The sequence below is a fragment of the Parabacteroides sp. PM6-13 genome (assembly GCF_029892605.1).
Lineage (GTDB): Bacteria > Bacteroidota > Bacteroidia > Bacteroidales > Tannerellaceae > QVMG01.
In genome coordinates, this window is the sequence record NZ_JARXWF010000002.1 from 327,162 (window position 1) to 352,850 (window position 25,689).

The following is a 25,689-nucleotide window of genomic DNA, read 5'->3' on the forward strand; positions in this document are numbered from 1 at the left end:
TCGTAAACAATCAAAAAGAAAGGAGTTAAATAGTATTAAATATGCCCGAAATGCCTATTCTTTTATGATTTTATGTCGACTCTCTCCGCGAGATGTCTGTACAGAAAGAATATATATGCCCGGTGTTTGTCCGTTCAGGGATACATATACTTGCGAATCACCATGGCTAATCGCCTCCTGTTTGACTAAGCGACCGGACATATCATAGAGTGAAACACGCTGTGCCACGACGCCTTCAGGCAGAGAAACCGTAAGTCCTGTTTGCACGCGGGTCGGGAATACCTGAACAGTCTCTTCGAGGCGGATCGCTTCGTTAGCCACCGGCGATTCCTTATAAATCGGCAGCGCTTCCGTGGCTTTCGAGTCACCGCGAAGCGGAAGCCAATCATGACCTGCCGGCTTGTAATACATACGAAGCATATCCCCCTCTTCTACCTCTTCGGTGATGGTCACCTCCGATCCTTTATCATCGTACACCATATAACCGGCCTCCAGGATGCCATTGGGAGAACCTTTCTCCATCTTCATGCCTAAGATCATCTGCTTCCGTTCCCGGGCACTGTTTTCCAGAAAGAGAGCAACCTCTCCCGTGAAATCACGCCGTCCATAATCGTATATACAGCTAAAATAAAGGGTAAAGGGTTCATTTTGTACGACATGATCCACATCTGTGTACAAACCAAAAACGCCTTTGGGTTTATCTATTTCTTTAGGTTCATAATCAAGATAATAGAGTTCGTTATTGATCTGGGATCCTGCCTGTGCTTTCTGCAGACCTATGATGGCATTCTGATCGTAGTCGTATCCTTTGCCGGAGATCGCGCCTCCGATCCCGCCCGCCGCAGGATTCAAACTGGACAGGCGATAATAGCCATCGCAATAGCCACCCCAGCCCCAGTTGAGGTGGTAGTAATGATCTGTCTTCGCATATCCGTCGACCACAAACTGATGCCCCTCATCAGACGAAGTAATTCCCCCATAGAGAACGGGGCGTTCTTCATCGATCTCCTTTTTAATCATCTCTTCCCACTCTTCCAGGGTATAGAGATCACGGCAGCGCAACACGGAACCGTTGTCGTAATCGAAGTATTTATTCATTGCCGGGACGATATCATGGGCATAGGCGCCACTGGCTGTCGACTTATAATCCATCTCCACGGAGGTGCCACAATGAAACATCAACGTAGCCACCGCCGTTGCCTGCTGGTCGGTCCAGGTCGGCACATTCTCTTGTAAGACGTATTCCGGGAGCATATTATCCCAGTTGTATTTCGCACCATAGTTGGCCGATGCCAATCGATTGGTGGTTCTGGTATAATAGCGTATACTGCCTGTTCCTTTCTCCGGCCAACGGTGATAATGCATCACAATAGCCATCGCCGTTGCCACGCAACCGGTCACGGATACTTTCTCCTTATCGTCCAAAGGACAAAGGTTATTGAAAGGCGTCGATTGGTTCCACTTGGCGGTAGACAACTCAAGCCCTGCCTCGATGGTGGTCGCTTTTGTATCATACGACAGACTTTGCCACTCATCCTTGATTTCAGGTGAAGGGGTGACTCCCTGCTCGATATAATAAAGCATCTCCTGTTTGTAAAAATCCAACCAATAAGCCAGATTCGCAGGCATATCTTCGGTTTTGAACCTTCCGGAGGTGGCATATCCGAAAATAGGATGCGTCACATCGTCGCCCGACACGATCACAAAGCCACCGTTGGCGTCGATGTTATAAACATAATAAAGGGGTGTCTGACCGGAACGCAAACCCTCATTCGCCTCGCCGGTGTAGACGAGCGACAGGACAGGAGCGCTTCGCAACGAAGAAAAAGAGGTCACAAACCGGGAGGCTATTTTTTTCGCCGTACTTTCATTAACAGGAGCTGCATACACAAAACCAACCACAGCCAGGAGCGCCAAAGCGACTCCGATTCGAATCAGATCTCTTTTTATAGACATATTTTGCTATTTACTGTTAGATGTAAATATGCAAATATAAATCTATTTACGCACATACCCAAGTACTTTTGCGCTTAGTCGGTCCGGGAAGGTGACTTCTTCGTCAACGCTTCCGCAAGGATTCTGTCGAATGCGTATCGACCGGGACCGGCAACAAACATAATCGCGTAAACCATCATATAGGCAAACGCTAATTCCTTCACAGCAAACGGATCGCCCCCATGGACCACAAAGAAAGCAACCCCCATGGTGAAGATCATCGGGATAACCGCCAAGCGATAGAATACGCCAAAGATAAACGCCAGCGAACAGGCCACCTCACCAAAGATCGCCAGCCCCAAAGAGACCGAGCTACCTACGCCCAGCGGATCAGGAAACACCTGGGAGAGCTCCGCGAAACTCATCCATTTCTGAATGCCATGCACCAATAACAACCCACCAAACAAAAGGCGAAACGCCAATAAAAACAAAGAATATCCCTTGTTATCCGGTTTCAACGGAAATAAAAAATGCACAATCGTTTTCATCATTATCAATTATTTTACTTGTTCATACTAAGAAGCTCCAATAAAATTCAAAACAGCTTCTAAACACTCTATCAAAAGAACAGGAAAACAAAGCAAATGGTTGCTAAGGCGTCTATTCTCTATTGAAGGCAGACCGGAATATATAGATAAACCTGCACAGGAGTGTAAAAAATATAGACAGGATTGTCTAATTTGTGGACATTCCTTATCGGGAGGAATTCAACTCATACCGTTGTTATACAATAGGTTAATCCGATTGGCATAGTCTTTGCTTTTGTATATAAAAATAAAGATCATGGCTATTTTCAGATTTAATTCTTTTTTGCGCTTCTTAGGACAGCACAAAGTGTATACAGCGATTGAAATATTTGGATTATCCGTTTCGTTGATGTTTGTCATCCTCATCCTCACTTACACCCGGCAGGAGTTGACCACCGACCGGTTTCACGCGGATGCGGAGCGTATCTATATGCTCGGCGACGAACAGCATAATATGTCTGCTTATGGGATTGCCGGACGACTAAAGGAACGTTATCCCGAAATTGAGGATTACTGTTATGTAACAAGTGCGATCCTGTTTGCCGGACAGGATGAAATCCCGGTGCTGACAGAAGGTAAGAAATGGAATAGTTCGGTTTCCTTTGTGAACGACAATTTCTTCCGCTTCTTTTCGTTTCCGCTTGTTATAGGGAATAAGGATTATGTAATGGCCAACCAAAACGAGGCGGTGCTATCCGAATCGTATGCGCGCAAAGTATTCGGCAACGAAGACCCTGTCGGGAAGACCCTGGTGATGAATGATTCCATCTCGTTTGTGGTCAATGGAGTAATGAAGGATATCCGCCACTCGGTCATAAAATACAACGATATACTGCTCCGCACAGAGAATCTTCGCCGCTTCCGTTCGGACATGGACGGCAACATATACAACAATGCCCTGGCCACCAATGCTTTCATAAAAGAGCGGGAAGGAGCATCGCTTGCTTCCAAAGCGGAAGATATGCGCGACTACCTCAAGACTGTTTATTGGTTTTTTGAACGGGAAATAGCAAAGACCGTAGAGTTTATTCCCATTACGGAGGCCTATTATGCGCCGAACTTTGGGTATATGTATAATAAGGGCGACAAGCAACTGGTTATGATCCTGTTGGCAGTTGGTTTGCTGATACTGATCTTTGCGGTGATCAACTATATCAACCTGACAGTCGCCCAAACCGGCTTCCGAGCCAAGGAGATGGCCACCCGCAGCCTATTGGGTTCTTCCCGCATGAGCTTGTTCTCCCGGCTGATTGGTGAATCCGTCATCCTTACTTTTATTTCCTTCCTGATAGGACTGTTCCTGGCATTTGTCGCACGTCCCTATGGCGAGCGAATATTGGATGCGACGATCGATCTCTATGCGATATTAACACCGATGAACCTATTATTGGCTCTTGTTGCTATCATCCTGATCGGTTTTATCACCGGACTTCTCCCGGCACTGCTGATCTCCCGGACAAAAGCGGTCGATGTGGTGAAAGGAGGATTCCGTAAGAAGACAAAAATGGTATTCAGCCGCTTCTTCATCACCTTCCAGAATGCGATCACGATTGCCCTGATGGCGGCTGCCCTGGTGATGATCTCACAGGTGAACCATCTTATGAAGGCGCCTTTGGGATATAACACGGAGAATATTATCGATATCTCAGCGGAGACCCTGGGTTCCAAAGATAAAGTAATGACACTGGCGAATGAATTTCGCCGGCTGAGCGCGGTCTCTTTAGTATCGACATCTGCCGGCACGCCGTTTAACGGAGGAAATAATAACACGATTGAATTCGAGGATCGTTCGATTGGTTTTCAGACATTGATAGTCGATTCCGCCTTTATGGAGATGCTGGGGATCGAGATCATCCGGGAAAACCATGTGGCTTCCAATAACGCCTTTTACCTGAATGAATACGCGCTGAAGGAACAAAACCTGCCTATAGATGCGGAAACATTCACCTTCTACCAGCCGGATGTGCCGATTGCCGGTGTGATAAAAGATTTCAACCTGCGGAATATTCTCTGGGAAAAGCAACCGATCAATCTGCAAATAAGGAATACAGAAGAGTTCCATCCGTGGAATATCTTAGTGCAGGTACAGGGTGATCCCTTTATCGGCTGGCAACAGGTGAAAGATAAATACGAAGAGATTGTCGGCGTCGAGTTTAACGGTAAGTTCATCGACCAGCAGGTGGCTGATTCTTTTACCGTGCAGAAAAGGATTTCAGAGATTGTCGGTATATTCGCCGTTATCGCTATTCTGCTTTCTCTGTTGGGCTTATTGGCTATGTCGACCTATTTCATCCAGCAGCGCTCGCGTGAGATCGGGGTCCGGAAAGTGTTCGGATCAAACAATGCACAGATCCTGAAACGGTTGGTTGGCACCTTCCTCAACTATGTATTTATCGCCTTTGTGGTGGCAACGCCCATCATCTGGTATCTGATGCGCAACTGGCTGTCGGGCTATTCCTACCGGATCCATCTGAGCCCTATGTTCTTTATTCTCGCGGGATTGGGATGTTTTGTCATCTCTTTTGTCACGGTATTCTTTCAAAGTTACATGGCGGCAAACGCAAATCCTGTCGATAGCATTAAAACGGAATAAGCTACCAAAATCCGACCACTTCGAGGCCGGGGGGAGGATGCCTGATCTCTTGGCCCCATGTTCCGCTATGCTTCACATGGGGTTTATCAACGTCATGCGTCTTCGACGCGTTCATCGATTAAAACCTCCCTTTCGTCTATTGTTTCAACCTCGCTGCCGAGATTGCTTGCCGGCGTATCCCGTTCATCTTAATTTTGCTTTCGGTTTTTAGTTCGCTATTAATAAGGCAAAAAGATGAAACAGGTTATGATTGTATTGGGCATACTTTTACTTGCCCCACTCGGGGCAAGTGCCCAATCGGAAGGAAGATTATGGAGCTTACAGGATTGTTTGGATTATGCGCTTGAGTATAACATTCAGATCCAAAAGACGAAGATCGCTCAGTTGTCGGGCACAGAGGATACCCAGCAGGCCAGGGCGCGTTTGTTCCCCTCGCTATCCGCTTCGGTAAGCCAGGGGTTCACCAACTACCCTTCCAGTGATGTGCAGACAAACAACAGCTACAGCGGTAGCTACAATGTAAGTGCCAATTGGACATTGTTTGACGGGGGGAAACGTACCAACACGATCAAACAACAGGAGATACAGGATGAAATGAATGTGTTGGCGATTGAACAAAGTGAAGATGACATCCGTATCTCTATTGTCCAGACCTATCTGCAGGTGATGTATGCCATGGAATCGGTACGTGTCAATGAGAACACCGTGGAGGTGTCGAAGGCACAACGCGACAGAGCCGAAGAACTGTTGCGGGCAGGTTCCATCTCACCGGTCGACTTCGCCCAGATGGAGAGCCAGTTCAGTACGGATAAGTACCAATTGGTGGTCTCTCAAAACAACCTGGAAAACTATAAGATGCAACTCAAACAATTGCTCGAACTGGAAATCTTGGAGGATATGCAATTGGTTGAAGTGACTCTTTCCGATAACGATGTATTAAAGATATTGCCTGATAAAGAGAGTGTCTACAGCACTTCTTTGGCAGTGATGCCGGAGGTCAGGAATAGTGTGTTGGCAATAAATCAGTCAGAACTTGAAATTAAAAAAGCGAAAGGTGGCTACTGGCCTACTATCTCCCTGAACGCAGGTGTGGGTACCGGCCACCTTTCGGGTTCTGACGCCTCTTTTGGTAATCAGGTATGGAACCGCCTGAATGAAAACATCGGTCTATCTATCAATATTCCCATCTACAGCAACCGGGAGAATAAAACAGCCGTCAACAAGGCGCGCTATTCCCTGAACACCAGTCAACTGGAGCTATTAAACACCCAGAAAGCCTTATTGCGCGAAGTGGAGGGTGTCTACCTCGATGCCACCTCGGCTCAAAGCCAGTATGTTTCGGCGGCCGAACGGCTCAACTATGTGAAAGAGAGCTACAACCTGACCGAGCAGCAATTCTTCCTCGGCATGAAGAATACGGTAGAGATGCTGACGGAAAAAAATAATCTACTCGCGGCACAACAGGAACTCCTGCAGACGAAGTATATGGCTGTTATGAGCATTCAGCTGTTGAATATCTACCAAAAACAACCCATCGATATAAATTAATACAACATAAGATCATGAAGAAGAATAAAAAAACAATACTCGTAGGTGTGATAGTGATTGCGCTGGTCGTTTGCTCTGTCCCTCTGATAAAGGGGAAATCCACAGGTAAGGCAATGCAATTGGAGACAGCAAAAGCCAGTCGCATCTCTATCACTAATTCGGTCACGGCAACCGGCACCGTGGAACCGGTGGTGAAGGTAGAGGTAGGAACACAGGTGTCGGGTATCATCGATTACATCTACGTCGACTACAACAGCGTAGTGAAAAAAGGGGAACTCCTGGCCGAAATGGATAAGGTGAACCTGCAGGCCGAAATGGTCTCAAAAGAGGCGGAGCTTGCCAGCAGCAAGACCGAGTATGAATACCAGGAAAAGAATTTTGCCCGTTCCAAGGTGCTTTATGACAAACAGTTGATCAGCGACACGGAGTATGAAACGGCTACCTACAATTACGAAAAGGCAAAAAGCAGCTACGAACGCACCCAATCGGAAATGACTAAAGTACGCCGTAACCTCTCCTATGCCCGCATTACCAGCCCGATCGACGGCGTGGTGATCAACCGCGCGGTGGAAGAGGGACAAACGGTAGCGGCCGGATTTAGCACACCTACCCTGTTTACGATCGCCAACGACCTGACCCAGATGCGGGTGATCGCCGACGTAGACGAGGCGGATATAGGCCAGGTGGCCGAAGGACAGAACGTACGCTTCGAGGTAGATGCCTATCCGGAGGATGTGTTCGAAGGAAAAGTGACCCAGGTCAGACTGGAGGCGACGACTACCTCCAATGTGGTCACCTACGAAGTGGTGATTAGCGCTTACAATCCCGACCTGAAACTGAAACCAGGCTTGACAGCGAATGTGACGATATATACGATGGAACGGGAAAATGTATTGACGATCCCGAGCAAAGCGCTCCGGTTTATCCCCGACGAAGAGCAACTGGAAAAGATGAAAATAAGTGTGGCTGATCTCTCGTTGGAGCCTGCCGTCGGGAAAAAGGTGGTATGGCAGCTGCAGGGAAATACCCTGGTGCCTAAGATGGTCACCATAGGAGCCAACGGGGGAAACAAGGCTGAGGTCATAGAAGGACTTTCGGATGGTGATGAAGTGGTAGCCGGATTGATCTCCAACGGAGAGATGGCGGCAGCCGATGCGGTTGAACGAAGTCCTTTTATGCCAGGCCCTCCGGGGAGGAGATAGCACCTCTCCCCCAACCCCTCTCCACAAGAGAGGGGTGTGATCGGTAATCTTTAGATCTGTTAGAGGAAGAAAGAAAAGAAAAAAGAAAGAAAAGAATCTATGCCCCTTCCGAACACACCCCTCTCTTGTGGAGAGGGGTCGGGGGAGAGGTGATAAATGTAGAATTATGAAAGAGATAATACGCCTTGAACATATAAAACGGGATTTCCAGGTAGGAGAAGAGACGGTGCACGCCTTGCGCGGCGTATCGTTCACGATCCATGAAGGGGAATTCGTGACGATCATGGGGACCTCCGGCTCGGGTAAGAGTACGCTCCTGAATACCTTAGGCTGCCTGGACACGCCAACGGCAGGAGAGTATTTCCTGGATGGCATCTCGGTGCGTACGATGGGTAAGAACGAACGGGCTACCTTGCGCAACCGGAAGATCGGGTTTGTCTTCCAGAGCTACAACCTATTGGCCAAGACAACTGCCGTGGAGAATGTAGAACTACCATTGATGTACAATCCCTCTTTCAACGCCGCAGCGCGTAAGGAGAAAGCGATTGAATCGCTCAAAGCCGTAGGACTGGGCGATCGGTTGCAGCACAAAAGCAATCAGATGTCGGGCGGACAGATGCAACGCGTAGCCATTGCCCGCGCTTTAGTGAACGACCCGGCAGTGATCCTGGCCGACGAAGCGACCGGAAACCTGGATACACGCACCAGCTACGAGATCCTGGTGCTTTTCCAGCGCCTTCATGCCGAAGGGAGAACCATCATCTTCGTGACCCATAATCCGGAAATAGCTCATTACAGCAGCCGCAATATCCTGTTAAAAGACGGACGCATTGTCAGCGACACCTACAACGACAACATACAATCGGCAGCAAAGGAATTAGCGAAACTTCCGGTTGAAGTTGATAATTGATAGGTGGCAATTAATAATTAACAATTAATAATTGATAAACGTGAACGGTACAAACTTATTTAAAATAGCCCTCCGTGCCTTAGCAAACAATAAGATGCGCGGATTCCTCACCATGCTGGGCATTATCATCGGCGTTGCTTCGGTGATCACCATGCTGGCCATCGGGCAAGGATCGAAAAAGAGTATCCAATCGCAGATCAGCGAGATGGGATCGAATATGATCATGATCCAGCCCGGAGGCGATATGCGGGGTGGTGTGCGCCAGAGCGCCTCTTCGATGGAGACATTGAAACTGACCGATTTTGAAAATATCGTGAACGAAACGCGCTACCTATCGGCTGTGTCGCCTACGGTCAATAGCAGCGGACAACTGATATTCGGTGCTAATAACAAACCGACCACCGTCTATGGCGTAAACGAGGCCTACCTCGACATCCGCCGCTACGAGGTGGAAGATGGTGATATGTTTACATCGCAGGACATCGCCACCGCCGCGAAGGTATGCGTTGTCGGGAAAACAGTGGTGGACGAATTGTTTACCAACGGTGAGAACCCGGTAGGCAAAGTGATACGCTTCAATAAAATCCCGCTCCGCATAGTCGGGGTATTAAAAAGCAAAGGATATAACAGTATGGGTATGGACCAGGACGACCTAATCTTAGCTCCATATACAACCATTCAGAAAAGAGTTCTGGCCATTACCCATATCCAGGGAATCAACGCTTCGGCGATCAAAGAAGAATATACCGACCAGGCGATCGACGAGATTACGGAAATACTTCGCCGCAACCACAAGTTAAGAGAGACAGATGAAGATGATTTTACCATCCGTTCGATGGAAGAGATGAGCAAGATGATGACGACGACAACGGATTTGATGACGGTCTTACTGGCGGCTGTGGCAGGTATTTCCCTCCTGGTGGGAGGTATCGGTATTATGAATATCATGTATGTTTCGGTCACCGAACGAACCCGCGAGATCGGTCTTCGCATGAGTATCGGAGCCAAAGGACGCGACATCCTGGCGCAATTCCTGATCGAATCGATCCTGATCAGTGTGACGGGCGGTCTTATCGGGGTGTTGTTTGGCGTTGGAGCGGCCTTTATGGTCAATCTCCTGGTGCACTATCCGGTGTCTATCCAGGCATGGACCATCTTCCTCTCCTTTGCCGTCTGTACCTTCACCGGGGTTTTCTTCGGATGGTATCCGGCACAGAAGGCGGCTCAATTGGATCCGATCGAGGCGATACGGTATGAGTAGAGTTATTAATTGATAATTGATAATAGGCAACATTTGCTTAGGCGAAGGAGGGGGGGCAATGGGTGATTGTTTTACGCCTTCGGAGAAGCGAACGTTGTTTGACAAAATGAAAGCAAAATAGCGATTTTGCTTTACAATATGATACGTTAAAAAGTGTTACTCGCGGGACTAATTTTAAATACCCCTACGTTTTTGGAAAAATAGTCGGGCGATTTTGACAAAATGTCAAAATGTCTGAACCTTGATTCCGCTGATTTTTGGATTTTCAGGATGTGATTGGGTTGATTTAATTTAATATGATTATTCTGATGGATGCGGATCTTCAAATTGGAGAAAAGGGGAAGATTTGCAGAAAGCCCGGAAGGGCTTCAACCTAGATAACCCCGTGCAAGCCGTCAGGCGCAGCTCGGGGTAGAAGTAATGTCTATATAATGAGCTCCGTAGGAGGTCAACTGTTGAGCCCCTACGGAGCTCGTGTCTCTGCGACAACCCACCCCGAGCTGCGCCTGACGGCTTGCACGGGGTTATCCAAGTATAAGTCCTTGCGGACTTTAGAACCTTCAATTCTTCCAAAATCTGAAGATACAACCTTAAGCCTCCCCTTGGGGGAGGTTGGAGGGGCCGAAGCCCTCCCCCGACACATCACCCATTGAAACATGAAACACCATAAATAGAATACACATTAAATTACTACATTTGTCTTATGGAAAATAAACATCATACAGCTCCTTCTATTCCCTCGGAACGCACCGGGTCGTTGTTTCTGTTGCGCCATAGCTGGCTTCTTCATGTCATTGCCTGGGCGATATTCTTCAGCTTCCCCTTTGTTATGATCTCCACTCGGTCGCATCAGACCATCTCCTGGGATACCTACCTGCGGTTTACCATAGGCCTGGTGGCGATGATGGTGGTGTTCTATGCCAACTATTCGTTTCTGGTAGAGCATTTCCTGTTTAAGAAAAAAATCTGGCGGTTTCTGTTGTATAATCTCCTACTGATCACAGTCGTTTCGATCCTGATGCACCTTTCCATGGAGCTGCTTCCACATTCGATCGAGGCAGCGCCGACAGCACCGACAGACCGCATCCCTCCCCCACCGCCACGCGGAAGGCCGGAGCAGGACTTCTGGAATATGCGCTTATTCTTTGGAAATATAACCCGCTTTGTGTTTACCGCTACGCTGGGCACCTTGTTTCAGGTGACTCGCAGCTGGTACCGGGTAGAGGCCGCGCGCAAAGAGCTCGAACAGAACCGCACACAGGCGGAATTGCAAAATCTGAAAAGCCAGCTCAATCCGCATTTCCTGTTCAATACGCTGAATAATATCTACAGCCAGATTGCTTTCAGCCCGGAAAAAGCACAGGAGTCGGTGCACGAGTTGAGCCGTCTGTTGCGCTATGTGATGTATGACAGCAGCCAACCGCTGGTCGCTTTGGAAGATGAGCTCGCATTTGTGCGCAACTATGTGGAATTGATGCGTATCCGTTTGCCCGAACATGTGGAGGTTAAGACCTTTATTGAAGTCGAAACGCCACAGGCCCGCATCGCCCCCCTATTGTTTATCTCCCTGATCGAGAACGCCTTTAAGCATGGGGTAAGCAATATCCACCCCTCGTTTATCGGCATTGATATCCACCAGGAAGGCGACGAGATCATCTGTACGATCATCAACAGCAACTACCCCAAAGAGACCGACAATGACAAAAGCGGTTCGGGTATCGGCCTGCCGAATCTCCGGAAACGCCTGGCACTGCTGTATCCTCATCATCATACCTTTACCTACGGGAAAGAGGGTGATAACTATCGCGCTTACCTATCTATTACCTTACATCGGAATTAGCCATGAAACTGACCTGTTGCATCATCGACGACGAGCCCCTGGCTGTCAGCCTGTTGGAGAGTTATGTCAATAAGACCCCTTTCCTGGAACTGAAAGCGAAATTCAACAGCGCTTTGCAAGCGATCGACTTATTGACCAACGAACCGGTCGATCTGCTCTTCCTCGACATTCAGATGCCGGAGTTGAACGGATTGGAGTTCTCACGCATATTGACGACCGATACGCGCATAATCTTCACCACCGCGTTCAATCAATACGCCCTCGACGGATATAAGGTCAGCGCCCTGGACTATCTCTTGAAGCCGATCGCTTATACCGACTTCCTGACGGCTGCCCATAAAGCATTGCAATGGTATGAAAAAGTAGGAAAAGAGCCGATGGAAAGGGGAAAAATGGAATATAACCCTGCCCCGGAAGAGCCCGAAAGTATTTTTATCAAAACGGAATACAAACTGATCCAGGTCGAGCTGCGTAAGATCCTCTACATCGAAGGATTGAAAGATTATGTGAAAATATACATCGAAGACGAAGCCCGCCCCATCCTTTCATTGATTAGCATGAAGGCGCTCGAAGAGATGCTCCCCGCCAGCCGTTTTATCCGTGTTCACCGTTCTTTTATCGTGCAACCCGAGAAGATCAAAGTGATCGAACGCAACCGCATCGTCTTCGGCAAAGAATACATCCCCATCTCCGACAGCTACAAGGACAAATTCTACGAATTCCTCACCCAACGCTCGCTGATTTCGAAGATGTAGGTTTGTTTTCGCACTAAACAGATAAAAAGAAGGGGCTGATCCAAAAATCAGCCCCTTCTCTATGTATATAAATCAGTTTACTTCTTCACCCACACATTGGATCGGGAGGTGCGGATCTGCGGGTCGCGCGGTTCGTTTCGGTTCATACGGGCGAAGTTGGGGATAGCCACCATGGGTTTGCCGTCTGCCCAGGTGCCTTTGATAAGCATCATGCCGTTATAGAAATTGGGATCCCATTCCGCCTTCAGGGCGCCTGTGCCGAGGTGTCCCTCGTTGATGTGAGCGCCATTGTCTACCTCTTCGAAGTTATAGATCATCGGACCATAGCGCAAGGCCACCTGGTCTCTGGTGGCTTCGATCTTTTCGTCTGCCGTGATTTTCTGTACCTCCATCGGCAAAACAAACTCAACCTTATCGCCTTTGTTCCATTTCCGGGTGATCTCCGCATAGCCTTTATTGATTGTAGGCGTCACCGCTTGCCCATTGACCGACAAGGACAACAGCCCGCTGAGCGCCGGTTCCGAGTCATAGAGTTCGCTGGTCTTGCGATCCGGCACACGTACGAAGAGGGTGAATTCTTTCTCTTCTTTCGGATTCACAGTGATGGCCACGTTGCCATCCCAGGGATAGTTTGTTTTCTGTACCATTTCCACATCCGTACCAACCACTCTCTCCACGTTGATCGTACTGCCGACGAACAGATTCACGTAGAGGCCTTTCTCTGAAGTGACATAGGTCCATGTCGGGATCATCAACAGCGTCCGGGGAATATTACCTACGCAACAAGGACAACCATGCCACGGGGTTCTCTCGGTCACGGAATGCAACGGATTCGGGTAATAGAACTTTTTGGCTTCCATATCCAACGAGCCTAACAGGGCGTTGTACATGGTCTCTTCATACAAATCGGCATATTTCGCGTCGTGATAGGCCAGGTTCAGTTTGTGCTGGAAGAAAATCAAGGCACACGACGAGCAGGACTCACAATAGGCATTATGACGCAGGGAGTAGTTCGGGCCGAAACCTTCCGAGGTCTCACCGCTACCTACGCCACCGGTCACATAATATTTCTTGTTCACCATATTATCCCACAACGACATAACAGCGCTCTGATAGTCGGGATCCTGCGTTTCGGCAGCAATATCCGACATAGCCGAATAGAGATAGACCGCCCGCACGGCATGTCCCACGGCTTCGTATTGCTGTTGCACCGGCACATGCGACTGACTGTATTCATTGCCACCCATACGGCTATCCATAAGGAACTTGGCCAAGGCTATGTAGCGATCGCCCTTTCCATTGCCTTCCATATCATTCACGAAACGGCCGAAGCGCACCAACGCCTGTTCCATTTCCTGGTGTTCATCCCACCATACGATCTGTCCGGGGTTGGGACCGATATTATCCGCCCAGCAGTCGGCCAGTTTCTTGGCTGCGTTGTAGAGGCGCAGGTCTGTTCCGTTGGTGAGGGTATGGTGGTTGATGGCCGATTCGATGAAGTAGCCTGACACATAGCCTTCGTGAGCACTTCTGTTCCGGTCTTCCCATCTCTTTTCCCATCGTTCGGGATCGCGCAATGTGTAGGCTGTTTGCAGGTAACCATCGGGTTCCTGTGCCGCCAGAATGATCGGGATCCATTTCTCCAATGTCTTTTTCATCTTCTCCTGCGCGGCGATAATCTCTTTATCCCCTTTCGGGTCGATCATCAAGGCGATACAGATCGATTCGATGGTCTGATGCACCCAGGCATTAGCAAACACATAGCCTTTATGAGCCGCGTAGGGCTTGCCATTAAGCGCCTTGGCTGCTTCGATAAAGTTATCCAAACCACCGGTAGCAAGGTTTGAATTCTCACACTGGTCGATACACCAGGGTATCCAGTTTACGATCATCGCTTTGGCTCTGTCGTCCCAGAGTGGGCTGTCGATCGAATAGTTTTTGGTATAGACAACATCCAAACGTCCTTCAGCAGGAGGTTCGGAAACCGTTACTTGCAGGTTTGTCGTCACCTTGTCTTTTCCTTTTTTTGCGGTAAAGGCCAATATATACTCACCTACTTCGGAGAATACAGCCGTCGCGTCCAGCTTTTCGTTATCTGTGAAAGTCACGGTCCCAGGGCCCGATACCTTTGTCCAGGTCGTTTTCTCCACGGGAGAGACAGCGGTAACATGGGCTGTCAGATAGGTGGTCCCGCCCCGCATCACGGTGCGGTCACCGTTGGTTTTCACAATCGGAGGCAGGTTTTGTGAGTTAGGCGATTGGATCACCTTCCACTCTTGTAAAGTAGCCCGCAGCTGTTGTGCCTGATTGGCTTCCAGGCGAAGCTTGGTGGTCTCCACTTCGTCGAAGGTGGTTTTGTTGTATTCCGCTACGGTAAGCCCCAGCCCTTCGGCATTCTTTACCGGCACATATTCCGTTCCGTCCCAATAGCTTATCCGGTAGGCTTCGGGAAGCGTAATCGTTCCATCCCAGTTCCACCAGAACACTTCGATCTCGCTCGTCTTCACAGGCTGTGTCCATTCATACTCAACCCATTGGTTTTGCAACGGAGGCATCGTCTGCCCCTGTCGCATTCTGGTTGGGCCGGTTTCGATGTTTGTCATGCCATCGTTTAAGGAGGCGATAGGTTGTCCGTTTGCCGTCATATCCGGCCGGGAGATCGTAGCGGTAGCCATTACGGCCATGTTTCCGCCGGCATCGCTTTGCGTAGACTCGCATTGCGTAAATGCGCACAGTGTCACCAGGGCAAGCGCCCACGATAGGATTAGGGATTGTTTCATGATTGCATGGTGTTTAAATTAGAGTAATAATATTGAGTAGTAGACTTTTTCTAACTGAAAGCCAAAGATAAAAAAATAAACATTCCAAACAGCTTCTTAGATCGAAAAACGGGAAGTATTCGCAGTACTTCCCGTGTCGCTCCAGTTTAACAGATCATGTTACAGAATACTTGTTAACCAAAACTTTACAAAAGTACTGATTATATTGACTTGGTAGGCTTCCGGCCTGTTCAATTTTTGCCCTGTAGGCTTAAAACAGACTCGAAGTATATGCGTTTTCTGTTTTTTTATCTATTTTTACGAAGATTCTACCATGAAATCAACACGACACATACAGCATTTTAGATGAAGAACGGAGCGATTATATCGAAAGATCTGATTAATCAACTTGCTTCTGGCGATCAGAAAGCATTCCGTTCTTTTTTTGATAAGGCTTATCCATTGATCTATCGCTTTACCCATTACATTCTTCCGCATCAGGAAGATTGCCGGGAGGTAGTTTCCGAAGTGTTTTATAAAGTATGGGAACAAAGAGAAAAGCTACCTTTGATAAACGACCTGAAAGCCTGGCTTTATATTATTACCCGCAATGAAGCCTATCACTACTGGAAGCAAAAGGAGAAAAATCATACCTTTTCTATCAATGACCTGCCCATCGAACTCGCTGTAGATCCGGCAGCCAACGATGCCGGGATCATCGAAGAGGAAATGGTAGGAGTGTACAATCAGGCCATATCCGAATTGCCCGATCGCTGCAAACTGATCTACCTGATGGTGCGCGAAGAACATCTTTCCTATAAAGAAATTGCAGAGATCCTTTCGATATCAACCGGAACCGTTGAGCAACAAATGCATATCGCCATACAAAAAATCATTGCTATCGTGAGAAAGTCCTATCCGGCTTTGGGTGTGAATAAATAAAAAAATGTTAAAATATTCCTTGCCTTTATAAGTCCTCCCGCTCTTTTCAACTCTTTATTTATAGAAGACCCAAAAAGGCTCTTCGTTACAACCCGGAAAAATCGTGAATACGACTAAAGAGGACCATATCAACACCATGGAGGATATCTCGGCTGAAGCTATTCAGGTGATCCAAGTGATCAGGCATCCTGACGTCACTTCCCAAATGGAAGAAGACAAGGAGTTGATATACGAAAAGGTCAACCGGAGAATAACTGCCGACAAGAAAGTGGCTCTTCCACGCAAATATCATACGCGTATATTATATGTAGCGGCTGTCGTAGCTCTCTTGATTGCTTCGACTGTCTCAACCTATTATTATGCCTATCGGAAAGGCAGCGCGACCCTGTCGGAAACGCTGATAGAAACGACCGTTCCGTATGGCTCGATGTCGCGGATGACCCTGGCCGACGGCACGAAGGTGATCCTCAACGGAGGATCTAAATTGGTCTATCCGGCCTCTTTCCTGAATAGCCGTCAGGTGAGCCTCTCGGGCGAAGCCTTCTTTGATGTTGCCCGGGATGAAAAGAGTCCGTTCATTGTGCATTCACACAAACTATCGGTGAAAGTGTTGGGTACCCGTTTTGCCTTCAAAGCATACGAAGAGGATGCGGAAACAACGCTTACACTGGAATCGGGTAGTATCAGCGCTTTGCCGCGGGATATCGATAAAGAGGTGATCTTGTTGGAACCCGACCAGCAACTGATATTCGACAAAGAGACCCGTGAACTGCAACGTCGTCGGGTGGACTCTAAAGCGATACTGGCCTGGAAAGATGGGCATGTATTGAAACCGGGCGAGCAGTTATCGTTGGATAATCAAAGCGGAAAGCTTGCCAAGAAAAAGGTCGATGTGGAAGATTTCACCTTATGGAAAGAGGGCGTACTGACATTTCGCGACCATACCCTGGGTGAGATTGCTTTGATACTGGAACGGCGTTTTGACACCAAGATCCACATCGCTTCCGAACAGCTCAAGAACGAACGCTACGGGGCTCAGTTCCGCTATGGAGAAAGTATGGATCTTATCCTCGATAAGTTATCTTTCAAGCGCTCTTGGAAATACACGAAGGAAGAAGGTAAATACACGATAACAGCGAAATAATAATTTTTTAAAAAATATATGCCTATGCACTAAGACAAGAAAAGAAACCGCTTTCACACTATTCGCAGTAGTGAGTCTGACAGGTAATTATCGTTTGAGATTTAAGAGATCATGTTACAGAATCATTGTTAATTAAAATTCGATCCATTATGAAAAATAACACGGATGCCGGCATTTCTATGCCTTGGTGTCACAAAGCGTACAGGATTATGAGAAACACATTCTTCTTTCTCATGTTGGCCATATCCGCCAGTTTCGCTTCTTCAGGATATGCGCAAGTAACCCGATTTGATCTGTCTCTACAAAACACACCCTTGGAACAGGTATTCCAGGAGATAGAGAAAAACTCAGAATTCTCGATTATCTATAAGAGTAATGAAATCAACCTGAAGGAGAAAGTCACGGTACATGTACGGCAGCAACCGGTCAGTGCTATTCTTGAACAGGTACTGAAGAAGCAATCGCTGGCGTATGAGATTGATGATAAACATATCATTATTTACAAAGAGGATAAAAACATCGCCGCATCGCACCCGCAACAAACCCGCGGCGTAGTGACCGGAACGGTTGTCGATGAAAACGGAGAGCCCGTAATTGGGGCTTCGGTTATGCTGAAAGGAACGACTACCGGAACAGTTACCAATATCGATGGGAAATTCACCATACAGGTAAACGCAACAGGCGCCTCTCAGCTCCTGATCACGTATATAGGCATGGAAACCGTAGAGGTGGGCGTAGTAGCCGGACATCATGTGAATGTGTTAATGAAAGAGTCTTCTATGATGGTCGACGAAGTGGTGGTAACCGGTTATGGTGAATTCAAGAAATCGACCTATACAGGTGCTGCAACAGTCGTGAGCTTAAACCAGTTGCAAGACCTGCCCTCCATTTCTGTCAGTCAGATGTTGGCTACACACGTGCCGGGGTTGAACATCTCAAGTTCTTCCGGACAATCGGGTGCACGACAAACCTATACGATTCGTGGTGTCGGATCGGTGAACGCCTCCAGCGCTCCGTTGGTGGTGCTCGATGGCATCCCTATCCTGAGCGGAGATTTTTCGAGCGATTCCAACACAAGTGCGGTAGGTCTCGATGGACTCTCGACCATTAACCCCGGCGATATCGAAAGCATCACCGTATTGAAGGATGCCACCTCGACGGCTCTTTACGGGGCACGTGGTGCCAATGGAGTGATTCTGATCACGACCAAGCAGGGTGCTGAAGGGAGAACAAATCTGACCTTCCGGGCAAATCTGAGCACAAGGGATTTTGCTGTCGACTATCGTCCGACGATGGGCGGCGAGGAACGTCGCGAACTGCTTCACGAAGGGTTTATGAATTATTATATCGATGACCTGAACTATTCCGAAGCCGCCGCCAAAACGGAAGCGGATCGCTTAACAGAGACATATGCCGCCATGCCCGAAGGAGGATACTCTGACTGGCGTGATGCTCTCTTTCAGAATGAGAAACAACAACAATACGACATCTCCATCAACGGTGGATCAAAGAACACAAGATTTGCAGCTTCCTTAGGCTACCTGACCAACAAAGGCCTCTCCCTTTCTTCTCATTTCGAAAGATATAGCGCGCGCATAAACCTGAATCATATTCATAATAAATTTGATTACAATATGAATATGATGTTTACCTATACCAATGCCAAGCCGACACCCGAAGGGGGCTATTATGCCGGAGCCATTACGCCCGCGGTGGTGAATCTGACCCCCTCCGAACCGATCTATAATAAAGACGGTACGTATGCCCAGGACTACCGGACCAACGGAGGATACAATCCGCTGCATGAAAATGCTAATACGATCTCCTATAATAAACTGGGACGTTTGATCGGTGGAGTAGGTATCGGATATCGGATCATTGACCCATTGAAGATCGCTACCTCTTTTGACCTGGAGTATAACAATACCCGTCAGTTCCGTTTCTGGAGTCCCGATGCGAAAGATGGTAAAACGGCCAATGGTGCCGGACAATTGCATACACCCCAATCGTTCCGCTATCAGTCAAAGACCAACTTGGTCTACGATGATCGGTTTGGAAAACACCATATCAACCCCCGAGCAACCTTTGAGGTGACCAATTATACCTATAGTTATTTCTATGCTCGCTCTGAAAACTATGGTTATTGGGGTAATCCGGCGATGAACAACGCGACCAATCCGGTAGAGACTGCTCAATATGATGAGATAGACCGGATGGTATCTTTGGTTGGTTTATTGAATTATGATTACGACGATTTGTATTACCTGACCCTCTCGTATCGCCGGGATGCTTCGTCTCGCTTGGCTACGGATGCTCGATGGGGTAATTTCTGGTCGCTGTCGGGATCCTGGCGGGTAACCAAAGAATCCTTTATGGAATCCTCCTCTCACTGGCTGTCCGATCTGAAACTGAAAGCCTCTTATGGGGTGAATGGGAATCTGCCAACCAACTGGTTTGCCTGGCATAGCACCTATAACGCCTCTGCGCAATATGGCCAATATCCCGCTATGTATGAATCCAATCTGGGGAATAATAAGTTGACCTGGGAAAGTAATTATAACCTGAATGTCGGAATCGACGCTACCTTGTTCAATCGTATTAATCTGGAACTGAACTATTATCGTCGCGACTCCAAGGATCTATTATTCCAACGTCCTCTTTTCCTGGCCACGGGTTTCAACTCGGTAATGGACAATATCGGTCACCTGCGAAACAGCGGGTTTGAACTGGATATCAACTCGGTCAATATCCAAAACAAGGATTTCCAATGGCGGACAAGCTTCCATGTTTATAATAATAACAACAAGATCATCAAATTGGGTAGCGACGGAACACCGATTTATAGTGGCCGCCTGATCCGTAAAGAAGGAGAACCCTGGAGTACGATCTACGTGATTGAATATGCCGGTGTTGATCCGGAAACAGGCGAACCGCAGTATTATACAAATGAAGAGATTGTAGATCCTGAAACAGGTGCAGAGTCTTTTTCAAGGGATATCGTGAACGATCCTTCCAAAGCAATGCGGGTATGCTGGAAAAATGCGGAACCGACCTTCCGGGGTGGCTTGACCAATACGTTTAATTACAAATTCATCGACCTCTCTCTCCATCTTTCCTACACGTTAGGTGGTTGGACGGTAGATGATAGTCAATGGAACCTGCAGGACGACGGGTACAGCCCGAATATGAATAAGAGTATCGAATTGCGTCGCAGATGGCAAAACCCGGGAGACGTTACAGACATTCCCAAGTACAAAGCCTATCGGAGAAATGGTGGTTGGTATACCTCGACCCGTTCGGTGCATAGCACGGATCATTTACGGGTGAAAAACCTTACTGTTGGCTTCCGGTCACCGAAGCAATGGAACGATAAACTGGGTATTAACTCCGCCCGTATCTTTTTCTCGGGCGAGAATCTATTGACCTTTACCTCTTTGGACCTGTATGACCCTGAACTCTGGGGACAGCACGGAATAGGACTTCCTCCGTTGAAATCCTACTCTCTGGGTATTGAAGTCTCTTTCTAAAGTAAAACTTTTATATACGTAACATCATGAAAAGATATATCCTATCAATATGCGCAGGACTCTTATTCTTGTTCACCTCCTGTAATGATTTTTTAGACACCTATCCACCGACAAATATTCCCGCGGACAAGGCGATAGAGACAATCAAGGATGCTGAAAGTGCCATCTACGGAATCTATACCTATTATCAAAGCACGAGTGGATACAACCATTATCTGATGATCTACGGTGATATCCGTGCCGATGATATCCAATCGGATAACAGCAATAATGGAGCCTATAATTATTATGTGTTTAACCATGCAAACAGTCCGGGGTCGGCTATGTGGTCCTGGCCTATGAAGATCAGTCGGAATGCCTCACGTATTATTGAGGCCATCGACAAAGGGAAGATCGACGCAACGGCCGAAGAGCTGAATCATATCAAAGGGCAAGCTATTGCTTTGAGAGCCATGGCGCACTTTGACCAGGTTAAGTTGTATGCTCCTCCATTTGCCAAAGACCAGGGCAAATCCTGGGGTGCCATTATTATCGACCATGTATTGGAAGCGGATGAATTGCCGGTGCGCAGCACGGTAGATGAGACCTTCCGTTTTATCACCAGCGAATTGGAAAAGGCGATCCCTATGATGAAGAAAGAGAAGCATCCCTATAACCTGATGAACGCCTATGGTGCGAAATCATTACTGGCAAGGGCCTATCTCTATTGGGATAAGAATGACAAAGCGTATGAAACAGCCAGCAGTCTGATTGAGGAGCTGAAATCCGGAAACGCATACCGGTTGTTTACCCGTGATGAATACCTGAACGCGTTTGCCTATAATGCGGAAGGAACCAATTTTAATCCCGAATCGTTTATGGAATGCTTCAATACACCTACGGATAATCCGGGTAGAGATGGGTTGGGGTATATGTATCACCGAAATGGATATTCCGCCTATATGGCTACCAGAGCCTATCGGGATTTGATCCAGTCGGATCCCGACGATATCCGTAATGGGTTATTGCTCTTGGTGCCGACCAGTTCGGATAAAATTCCTTATGTGAATAAATACCCGGGCAAAGAAACCGGAGAAGCGGCCTTCGATAATAACTACCCCATCTTACGCCTTTCGGAAACCTATCTGATTGCGGCAGAGGCGGCTGTCAAAGGAGGCGGCTCGAAAGCAAAAGGGTTGGAATACCTGAATGCCATTGTGAAACGAGCCAATCCAGCCAAATCGGTATCAGACGATGAGTACACCCTGGACCGTGTGTTGGAAGAGCGACGGAAAGAGCTCTTTGCCGAAGGGCATCGTTATTTTGACCTGTTGCGCAATGGACGGACAGTTATTCGCGAAAGCAACGGCTATCATTATCCGCCGGCGTTGCAGACAGAGGCACCGATCAACTGGGACTTCTATCTGTCTATATTCGGTATCCCCTATTCTGAGTTCCTGACAAATCCGAAAATGAAGGAGCTTCAACAACAAAATCCGGGATATAAATACGAATAATCCAAAGAACAGCTATCTTTGAAACATGAGAGCAATAGTTTTTCTATTGCTCTCTCATTTATTAATTAATATCATGTTGCCATGAGAAAAACACTTCTTTTCGCTCTCTTTTTGATACCTCTCCTTTCCTATGCACAAGGTTCATTGTATTTTGCCTCCCAACCCACCTTGTCTCCCGATGCGAAACAGCTCTATTTCTGTTATGACGGGGGCATCTGGCAAGTGCCGGCAAACGGAGGAACAGCCGCCCGGGTAACAGCGATGACCGGATATCAGTCGCATCCGAAGGTGTCGCCCGATGGGAAGTGGCTGGCTTTTTCGGCAGACGAACAAGGCAATCAGAATGTCTATGTGATGCCTGTCGAAGGGGGAGCGATCCGTCAGTTGACATTCCACGAATCCAATGATATGGTCAGCTCCTGGTCGGCCGACTCCAAATATATTTATTTCGAATCCAATCGATACAATGGAACGACCACCTACCGAGTGAATCTTCAGGGAGGAACGCCGGAGCGATTGTTTCCGGGTTATTTCAATACAGTGACCTCGCTGATAGAAAACCCGGCCAATGGTGTTTTCTATTTCAATGAAGCCAGTGAAGGGTTTAACTACGCAACGCGGAAGCGATACAAAGGAGCGAACAATCCGGATATCCATTCCTGGGATCCGAAAAAGAAAGAATTTACCCCTGTTACCACCTATATAGGGAAAGACCTTTGGCCTTCGATCGATAAGCAGGGGAATCTGTTCTGGGCGACCGATGAAAAGAATGATGAATATAATCTGGCTACCCTCAGAAACGGAAAGCCTCACATCCTGACCAATTATAAAACAGCTATCCATCAGCCCCAGGTGAGCTATGACGGCAGTAAGGTGGCCTTTACCAAAGACTATACGATCCATCTCTATGATGTAAAAACCGGAACAACCACCGTTCCCAAGATAAAGGTGTTTGAAAACAACCGGCCGGATATCGCTGTCTCTTACAGTACGGATGGAAACCTCAGCGCCATAGATATCTCGCCCGACGGCAAAAAAATGGCGTTTGTCTCTCGCGGGCGTTTGTTTGTCAGCGACGTCAAAGGGTTGTTTATCCAATCGATACCTACCGATCAAAAAGAACGGGTGGCCGAAGTGGCCTGGGCGAAAGACAATAAAACAATCTATTATACCCGGACCCGGAAAGGATGGCTTAACCTGTATAAGATATCGGCCGATAAACCAGCCGATGAAAAAAAGGTCTACGCCCCTGACCAGGCACTAAAAGGATTGACCATGAGTCACGACCGCTCCATGATCGCCTTCGTGACCGGAAGCGATAAAATCGAATTGCTCTATACTGACAACGACCGGGTAGAGAAAGTATCCGACAATGAGTTCTGGTCTTTCCAGACATACAATATAACCTTCTCTCACGATGATAAATTCATGGCTTACACGGCTATGAACCTCTTCGAACGCGATATATTCGTGTACGACCTGAAGGCAAAGAAGGTGACAAACCTTACCCACAGCGCATCGGTAGAGAATAGCCCGGCCTGGTCGGTCGACGGCAAACACCTTTACCTGACCGCCAACCGACATAAGACTTCGTTTCCTCGTGGCGCCAGCGGTAACCTCTATCGCATACGGCTCGATCATAATGACAAACCCTATATCCGGGAAGCCTACGATCAACTATTCACCACCGACACCACGAAGAAAGTAACCCCGCCGATCCATATTAATATGGAAGATATACAACGTCGCTGGGAGCAGGTTGTCTATTCCGGAAGCCAGTCATCGGTACAGATCCTGAAAAACGCGGATAAAGAGTATCTCCTGTATACCTCAAACCATGAAGGAGCCTGGGCGGTGTACGTGCAGGAATTGAAAGATTTCGATCAGCAACCGGCGAAGAAGATCAACGGGTTGACCGGTCTTTCCGGCTTGACATATAACGGAAAAAATCTCTATGCCCTTCAGCGGGGAAGTCTTTATTCGGTGGATCTTGCCGGAGCATCGTCTAAAAAGGTGGAACTGAAATATAATTTCTCGCAAAACAATCGCAATGAGTTCGAACAGATGTATTATGAGGTATGGGCGCTGTTGGCGGCAAACTTCTACGATCCCTCTTACCATGGTGTCGATTGGAAGGCGAAACAAAGCTATTACGCCGGCTTCCTCCCTTATGTGAAATCACGCAGGGATCTGCAGTCGATGATCAATGATATGTTAGGCGAGTTGAACTCATCGCATCTTGGTTTCACCTCTCAAGGCAATGAAGAGCGTAAGGCAACCGCTATGCGCACCATGAAGACCGGCTTGATGTTCGATAATCATTCACCCTATCGGGTCGCTTCCATTCTGAAAGGGACGCCGGCTCATACGGTCGATCAGCTAATCAAACCGGGAGATATATTGGCAGCCGTCAATGGCAAACCGATCGATCCTGCTGTGAACCGGGAGTATTATTTTGCCTCTTCTGTCAATATGCCGGAAATAACTCTCCAATTTAAACGGGGAGAGACCGCTTACGATGTGACGTTGCATACCTCATCGACGCCCTATTCACAAATATTCTATACAGAGTGGGAAGACAACTGCCGGGAGCGGGTGAATAAAAAGAGCAACGGACGGGTGGCTTACCATCATATGCGTGACATGGGAGATGGATCGCTGGATAAATTCTACATCGATATGCATACGGATGCGGTGCATAAAGAGGCTTTGATTCTTGACCTGCGCTATAATAATGGCGGCAATGTGCATGATGAAGTGCTTGAGTATCTGAGTCGGAAGCAACATTTCACCTGGAAATACCGCGACAAACAAAGCAATACGCACCCGAACGTGACGCCGGGCAATAAACCCATCGTTGTCCTGATCAATGAGCGGAGCCTGAGTGATGCGGAAGTGACTTCCAACGGCATCCAATCGTTGGGGATCGGCAAGTTGATTGGAACGGAAACCTATCGTTGGATCATCTTTACCTCAGGGGCTACACTGGTCGATGGTTCCTACTGTCGTTTGCCTTCGTGGGGCTGTTATAGTCTGGATGGAAAAGATATGGAACTAACCGGCGTTGCACCGGATATTTATGTAAAAAACACCTTTGTGGATCGCCTCAACGGCGACGATCCGCAACTCGACCGGGCGATTGAAGAGATACTGAAAGAACTGAAATAAATTTGTACCTTTGTTCAACGTA

15 protein-coding genes are annotated in these 25,689 nt (G+C 47.8%); 12 read left to right on the top strand and 3 right to left on the bottom strand.

Translation table 11 applies throughout. The features are described 5' to 3' along the window. Positions 1 to 54: 54 nt before the first annotated feature. Together M2134_RS03375 and M2134_RS03380 are read right to left on the bottom strand one after the other, a co-directional pair. The gene (locus tag M2134_RS03375) at positions 55 to 1,956 is read right to left on the bottom strand and encodes a thiol protease/hemagglutinin PrtT (RefSeq protein WP_280751946.1); all 1,902 of its coding nucleotides are present in this window, start codon (positions 1,954 to 1,956) and stop codon (positions 55 to 57) included. 74 nt (positions 1,957 to 2,030) lie between these two features. Next, positions 2,031 to 2,483, bottom strand: coding sequence for a DoxX family protein (locus M2134_RS03380; protein ID WP_280751967.1), 453 nt, complete (start codon positions 2,481 to 2,483; stop codon positions 2,031 to 2,033). Between the two features lie 295 nt (positions 2,484 to 2,778). Between M2134_RS03380 and M2134_RS03385 the strand changes: the two genes are divergently transcribed. From M2134_RS03385 to M2134_RS03415, 7 genes are all read left to right on the top strand, one after another. Beyond that, positions 2,779 to 5,115, top strand: a complete 2,337-nt coding sequence (locus tag M2134_RS03385) for an FtsX-like permease family protein (RefSeq protein WP_280751945.1) — start codon at positions 2,779 to 2,781, stop codon at positions 5,113 to 5,115. A 234-nt stretch (positions 5,116 to 5,349) separates the two neighbouring features. Continuing rightward, positions 5,350 to 6,663: a TolC family protein gene (locus M2134_RS03390; protein WP_280751944.1), complete on the top strand. Its 1,314-nt coding sequence runs from the start codon at positions 5,350 to 5,352 to the stop codon at positions 6,661 to 6,663. 14 nt (positions 6,664 to 6,677) lie between these two features. Further along, on the top strand, positions 6,678 to 7,865 hold the full coding sequence (locus M2134_RS03395) for an efflux RND transporter periplasmic adaptor subunit (protein ID WP_280751943.1): 1,188 nt from the start codon (positions 6,678 to 6,680) through the stop codon (positions 7,863 to 7,865). A gap of 166 nt (positions 7,866 to 8,031) precedes the next feature. Beyond that, positions 8,032 to 8,775 carry an ABC transporter ATP-binding protein gene (locus tag M2134_RS03400; protein WP_280751942.1) on the top strand — a complete coding sequence of 248 codons (744 nt, stop codon included), beginning with the start codon at positions 8,032 to 8,034 and terminating at the stop codon, positions 8,773 to 8,775. A gap of 40 nt (positions 8,776 to 8,815) precedes the next feature. Beyond that, entirely contained in the window at positions 8,816 to 10,036 is a 1,221-nt protein-coding gene (locus tag M2134_RS03405; protein ID WP_280751941.1) for an ABC transporter permease, read from the top strand. A gap of 703 nt (positions 10,037 to 10,739) precedes the next feature. Next, positions 10,740 to 11,876: a sensor histidine kinase gene (locus tag M2134_RS03410; RefSeq protein WP_280751940.1), complete on the top strand. Its 1,137-nt coding sequence runs from the start codon at positions 10,740 to 10,742 to the stop codon at positions 11,874 to 11,876. Positions 11,877 to 11,878: 2 nt separating this feature from the next. Then, positions 11,879 to 12,631: a LytTR family DNA-binding domain-containing protein gene (locus tag M2134_RS03415; RefSeq protein WP_280751939.1), complete on the top strand. Its 753-nt coding sequence runs from the start codon at positions 11,879 to 11,881 to the stop codon at positions 12,629 to 12,631. Positions 12,632 to 12,708: 77 nt separating this feature from the next. Here the strand turns inward: M2134_RS03415 and M2134_RS03420 are convergent, their stop codons facing one another. Next, positions 12,709 to 15,411: a beta-L-arabinofuranosidase domain-containing protein gene (locus M2134_RS03420; RefSeq protein ID WP_280751938.1), complete on the bottom strand. Its 2,703-nt coding sequence runs from the start codon at positions 15,409 to 15,411 to the stop codon at positions 12,709 to 12,711. A gap of 345 nt (positions 15,412 to 15,756) precedes the next feature. Here M2134_RS03420 and M2134_RS03425 point away from each other — a divergent pair, with 345 nt between their 5' ends. From M2134_RS03425 to M2134_RS03445, 5 genes are all read left to right on the top strand, one after another. Continuing rightward, complete coding sequence (locus M2134_RS03425; RefSeq protein ID WP_280751937.1) at positions 15,757 to 16,332, top strand: sigma-70 family RNA polymerase sigma factor; 576 nt, start codon at positions 15,757 to 15,759, stop codon at positions 16,330 to 16,332. A 103-nt stretch (positions 16,333 to 16,435) separates the two neighbouring features. After that, positions 16,436 to 17,476, top strand: a complete 1,041-nt coding sequence (locus tag M2134_RS03430; protein WP_280751936.1) for a FecR domain-containing protein — start codon at positions 16,436 to 16,438, stop codon at positions 17,474 to 17,476. A gap of 209 nt (positions 17,477 to 17,685) precedes the next feature. Then, positions 17,686 to 21,003 (top strand): TonB-dependent receptor, encoded by a 3,318-nt coding sequence (locus M2134_RS03435; RefSeq protein ID WP_280751935.1) that lies wholly within the window; start codon positions 17,686 to 17,688, stop codon positions 21,001 to 21,003. 26 nt (positions 21,004 to 21,029) lie between these two features. After that, complete coding sequence (locus tag M2134_RS03440; protein ID WP_280751934.1) at positions 21,030 to 22,499, top strand: RagB/SusD family nutrient uptake outer membrane protein; 1,470 nt, start codon at positions 21,030 to 21,032, stop codon at positions 22,497 to 22,499. An 81-nt stretch (positions 22,500 to 22,580) separates the two neighbouring features. Continuing rightward, on the top strand, positions 22,581 to 25,667 hold the full coding sequence (locus M2134_RS03445; RefSeq protein ID WP_280751933.1) for a S41 family peptidase: 3,087 nt from the start codon (positions 22,581 to 22,583) through the stop codon (positions 25,665 to 25,667). Positions 25,668 to 25,689: the final 22 nt, after the last annotated feature.

Excerpts from the sequence above, each read along its gene's own strand:
- M2134_RS03375 (WP_280751946.1), bottom strand. The coding sequence starts at position 1,956 with ATGTCTATAAAAAGAGATCTGATTCGAATCGGAGTCGCTTTGGCGCTC.
- M2134_RS03380 (WP_280751967.1), bottom strand. The coding sequence starts at position 2,483 with ATGAAAACGATTGTGCATTTTTTATTTCCGTTGAAACCGGATAACAAG.
- M2134_RS03385 (WP_280751945.1), top strand. The coding sequence starts at position 2,779 with ATGGCTATTTTCAGATTTAATTCTTTTTTGCGCTTCTTAGGACAGCAC.
- M2134_RS03390 (WP_280751944.1), top strand. The coding sequence starts at position 5,350 with ATGAAACAGGTTATGATTGTATTGGGCATACTTTTACTTGCCCCACTC.
- M2134_RS03395 (WP_280751943.1), top strand. The coding sequence starts at position 6,678 with ATGAAGAAGAATAAAAAAACAATACTCGTAGGTGTGATAGTGATTGCG.
- M2134_RS03400 (WP_280751942.1), top strand. The coding sequence starts at position 8,032 with ATGAAAGAGATAATACGCCTTGAACATATAAAACGGGATTTCCAGGTA.
- M2134_RS03410 (WP_280751940.1), top strand. The coding sequence starts at position 10,740 with ATGGAAAATAAACATCATACAGCTCCTTCTATTCCCTCGGAACGCACC.
- M2134_RS03415 (WP_280751939.1), top strand. The coding sequence starts at position 11,879 with ATGAAACTGACCTGTTGCATCATCGACGACGAGCCCCTGGCTGTCAGC.
- M2134_RS03420 (WP_280751938.1), bottom strand. The coding sequence starts at position 15,411 with ATGAAACAATCCCTAATCCTATCGTGGGCGCTTGCCCTGGTGACACTG.
- M2134_RS03425 (WP_280751937.1), top strand. The coding sequence starts at position 15,757 with ATGAAGAACGGAGCGATTATATCGAAAGATCTGATTAATCAACTTGCT.
- M2134_RS03435 (WP_280751935.1), top strand. The coding sequence starts at position 17,686 with ATGAGAAACACATTCTTCTTTCTCATGTTGGCCATATCCGCCAGTTTC.
- M2134_RS03440 (WP_280751934.1), top strand. The coding sequence starts at position 21,030 with ATGAAAAGATATATCCTATCAATATGCGCAGGACTCTTATTCTTGTTC.
- M2134_RS03445 (WP_280751933.1), top strand. The coding sequence starts at position 22,581 with ATGAGAAAAACACTTCTTTTCGCTCTCTTTTTGATACCTCTCCTTTCC.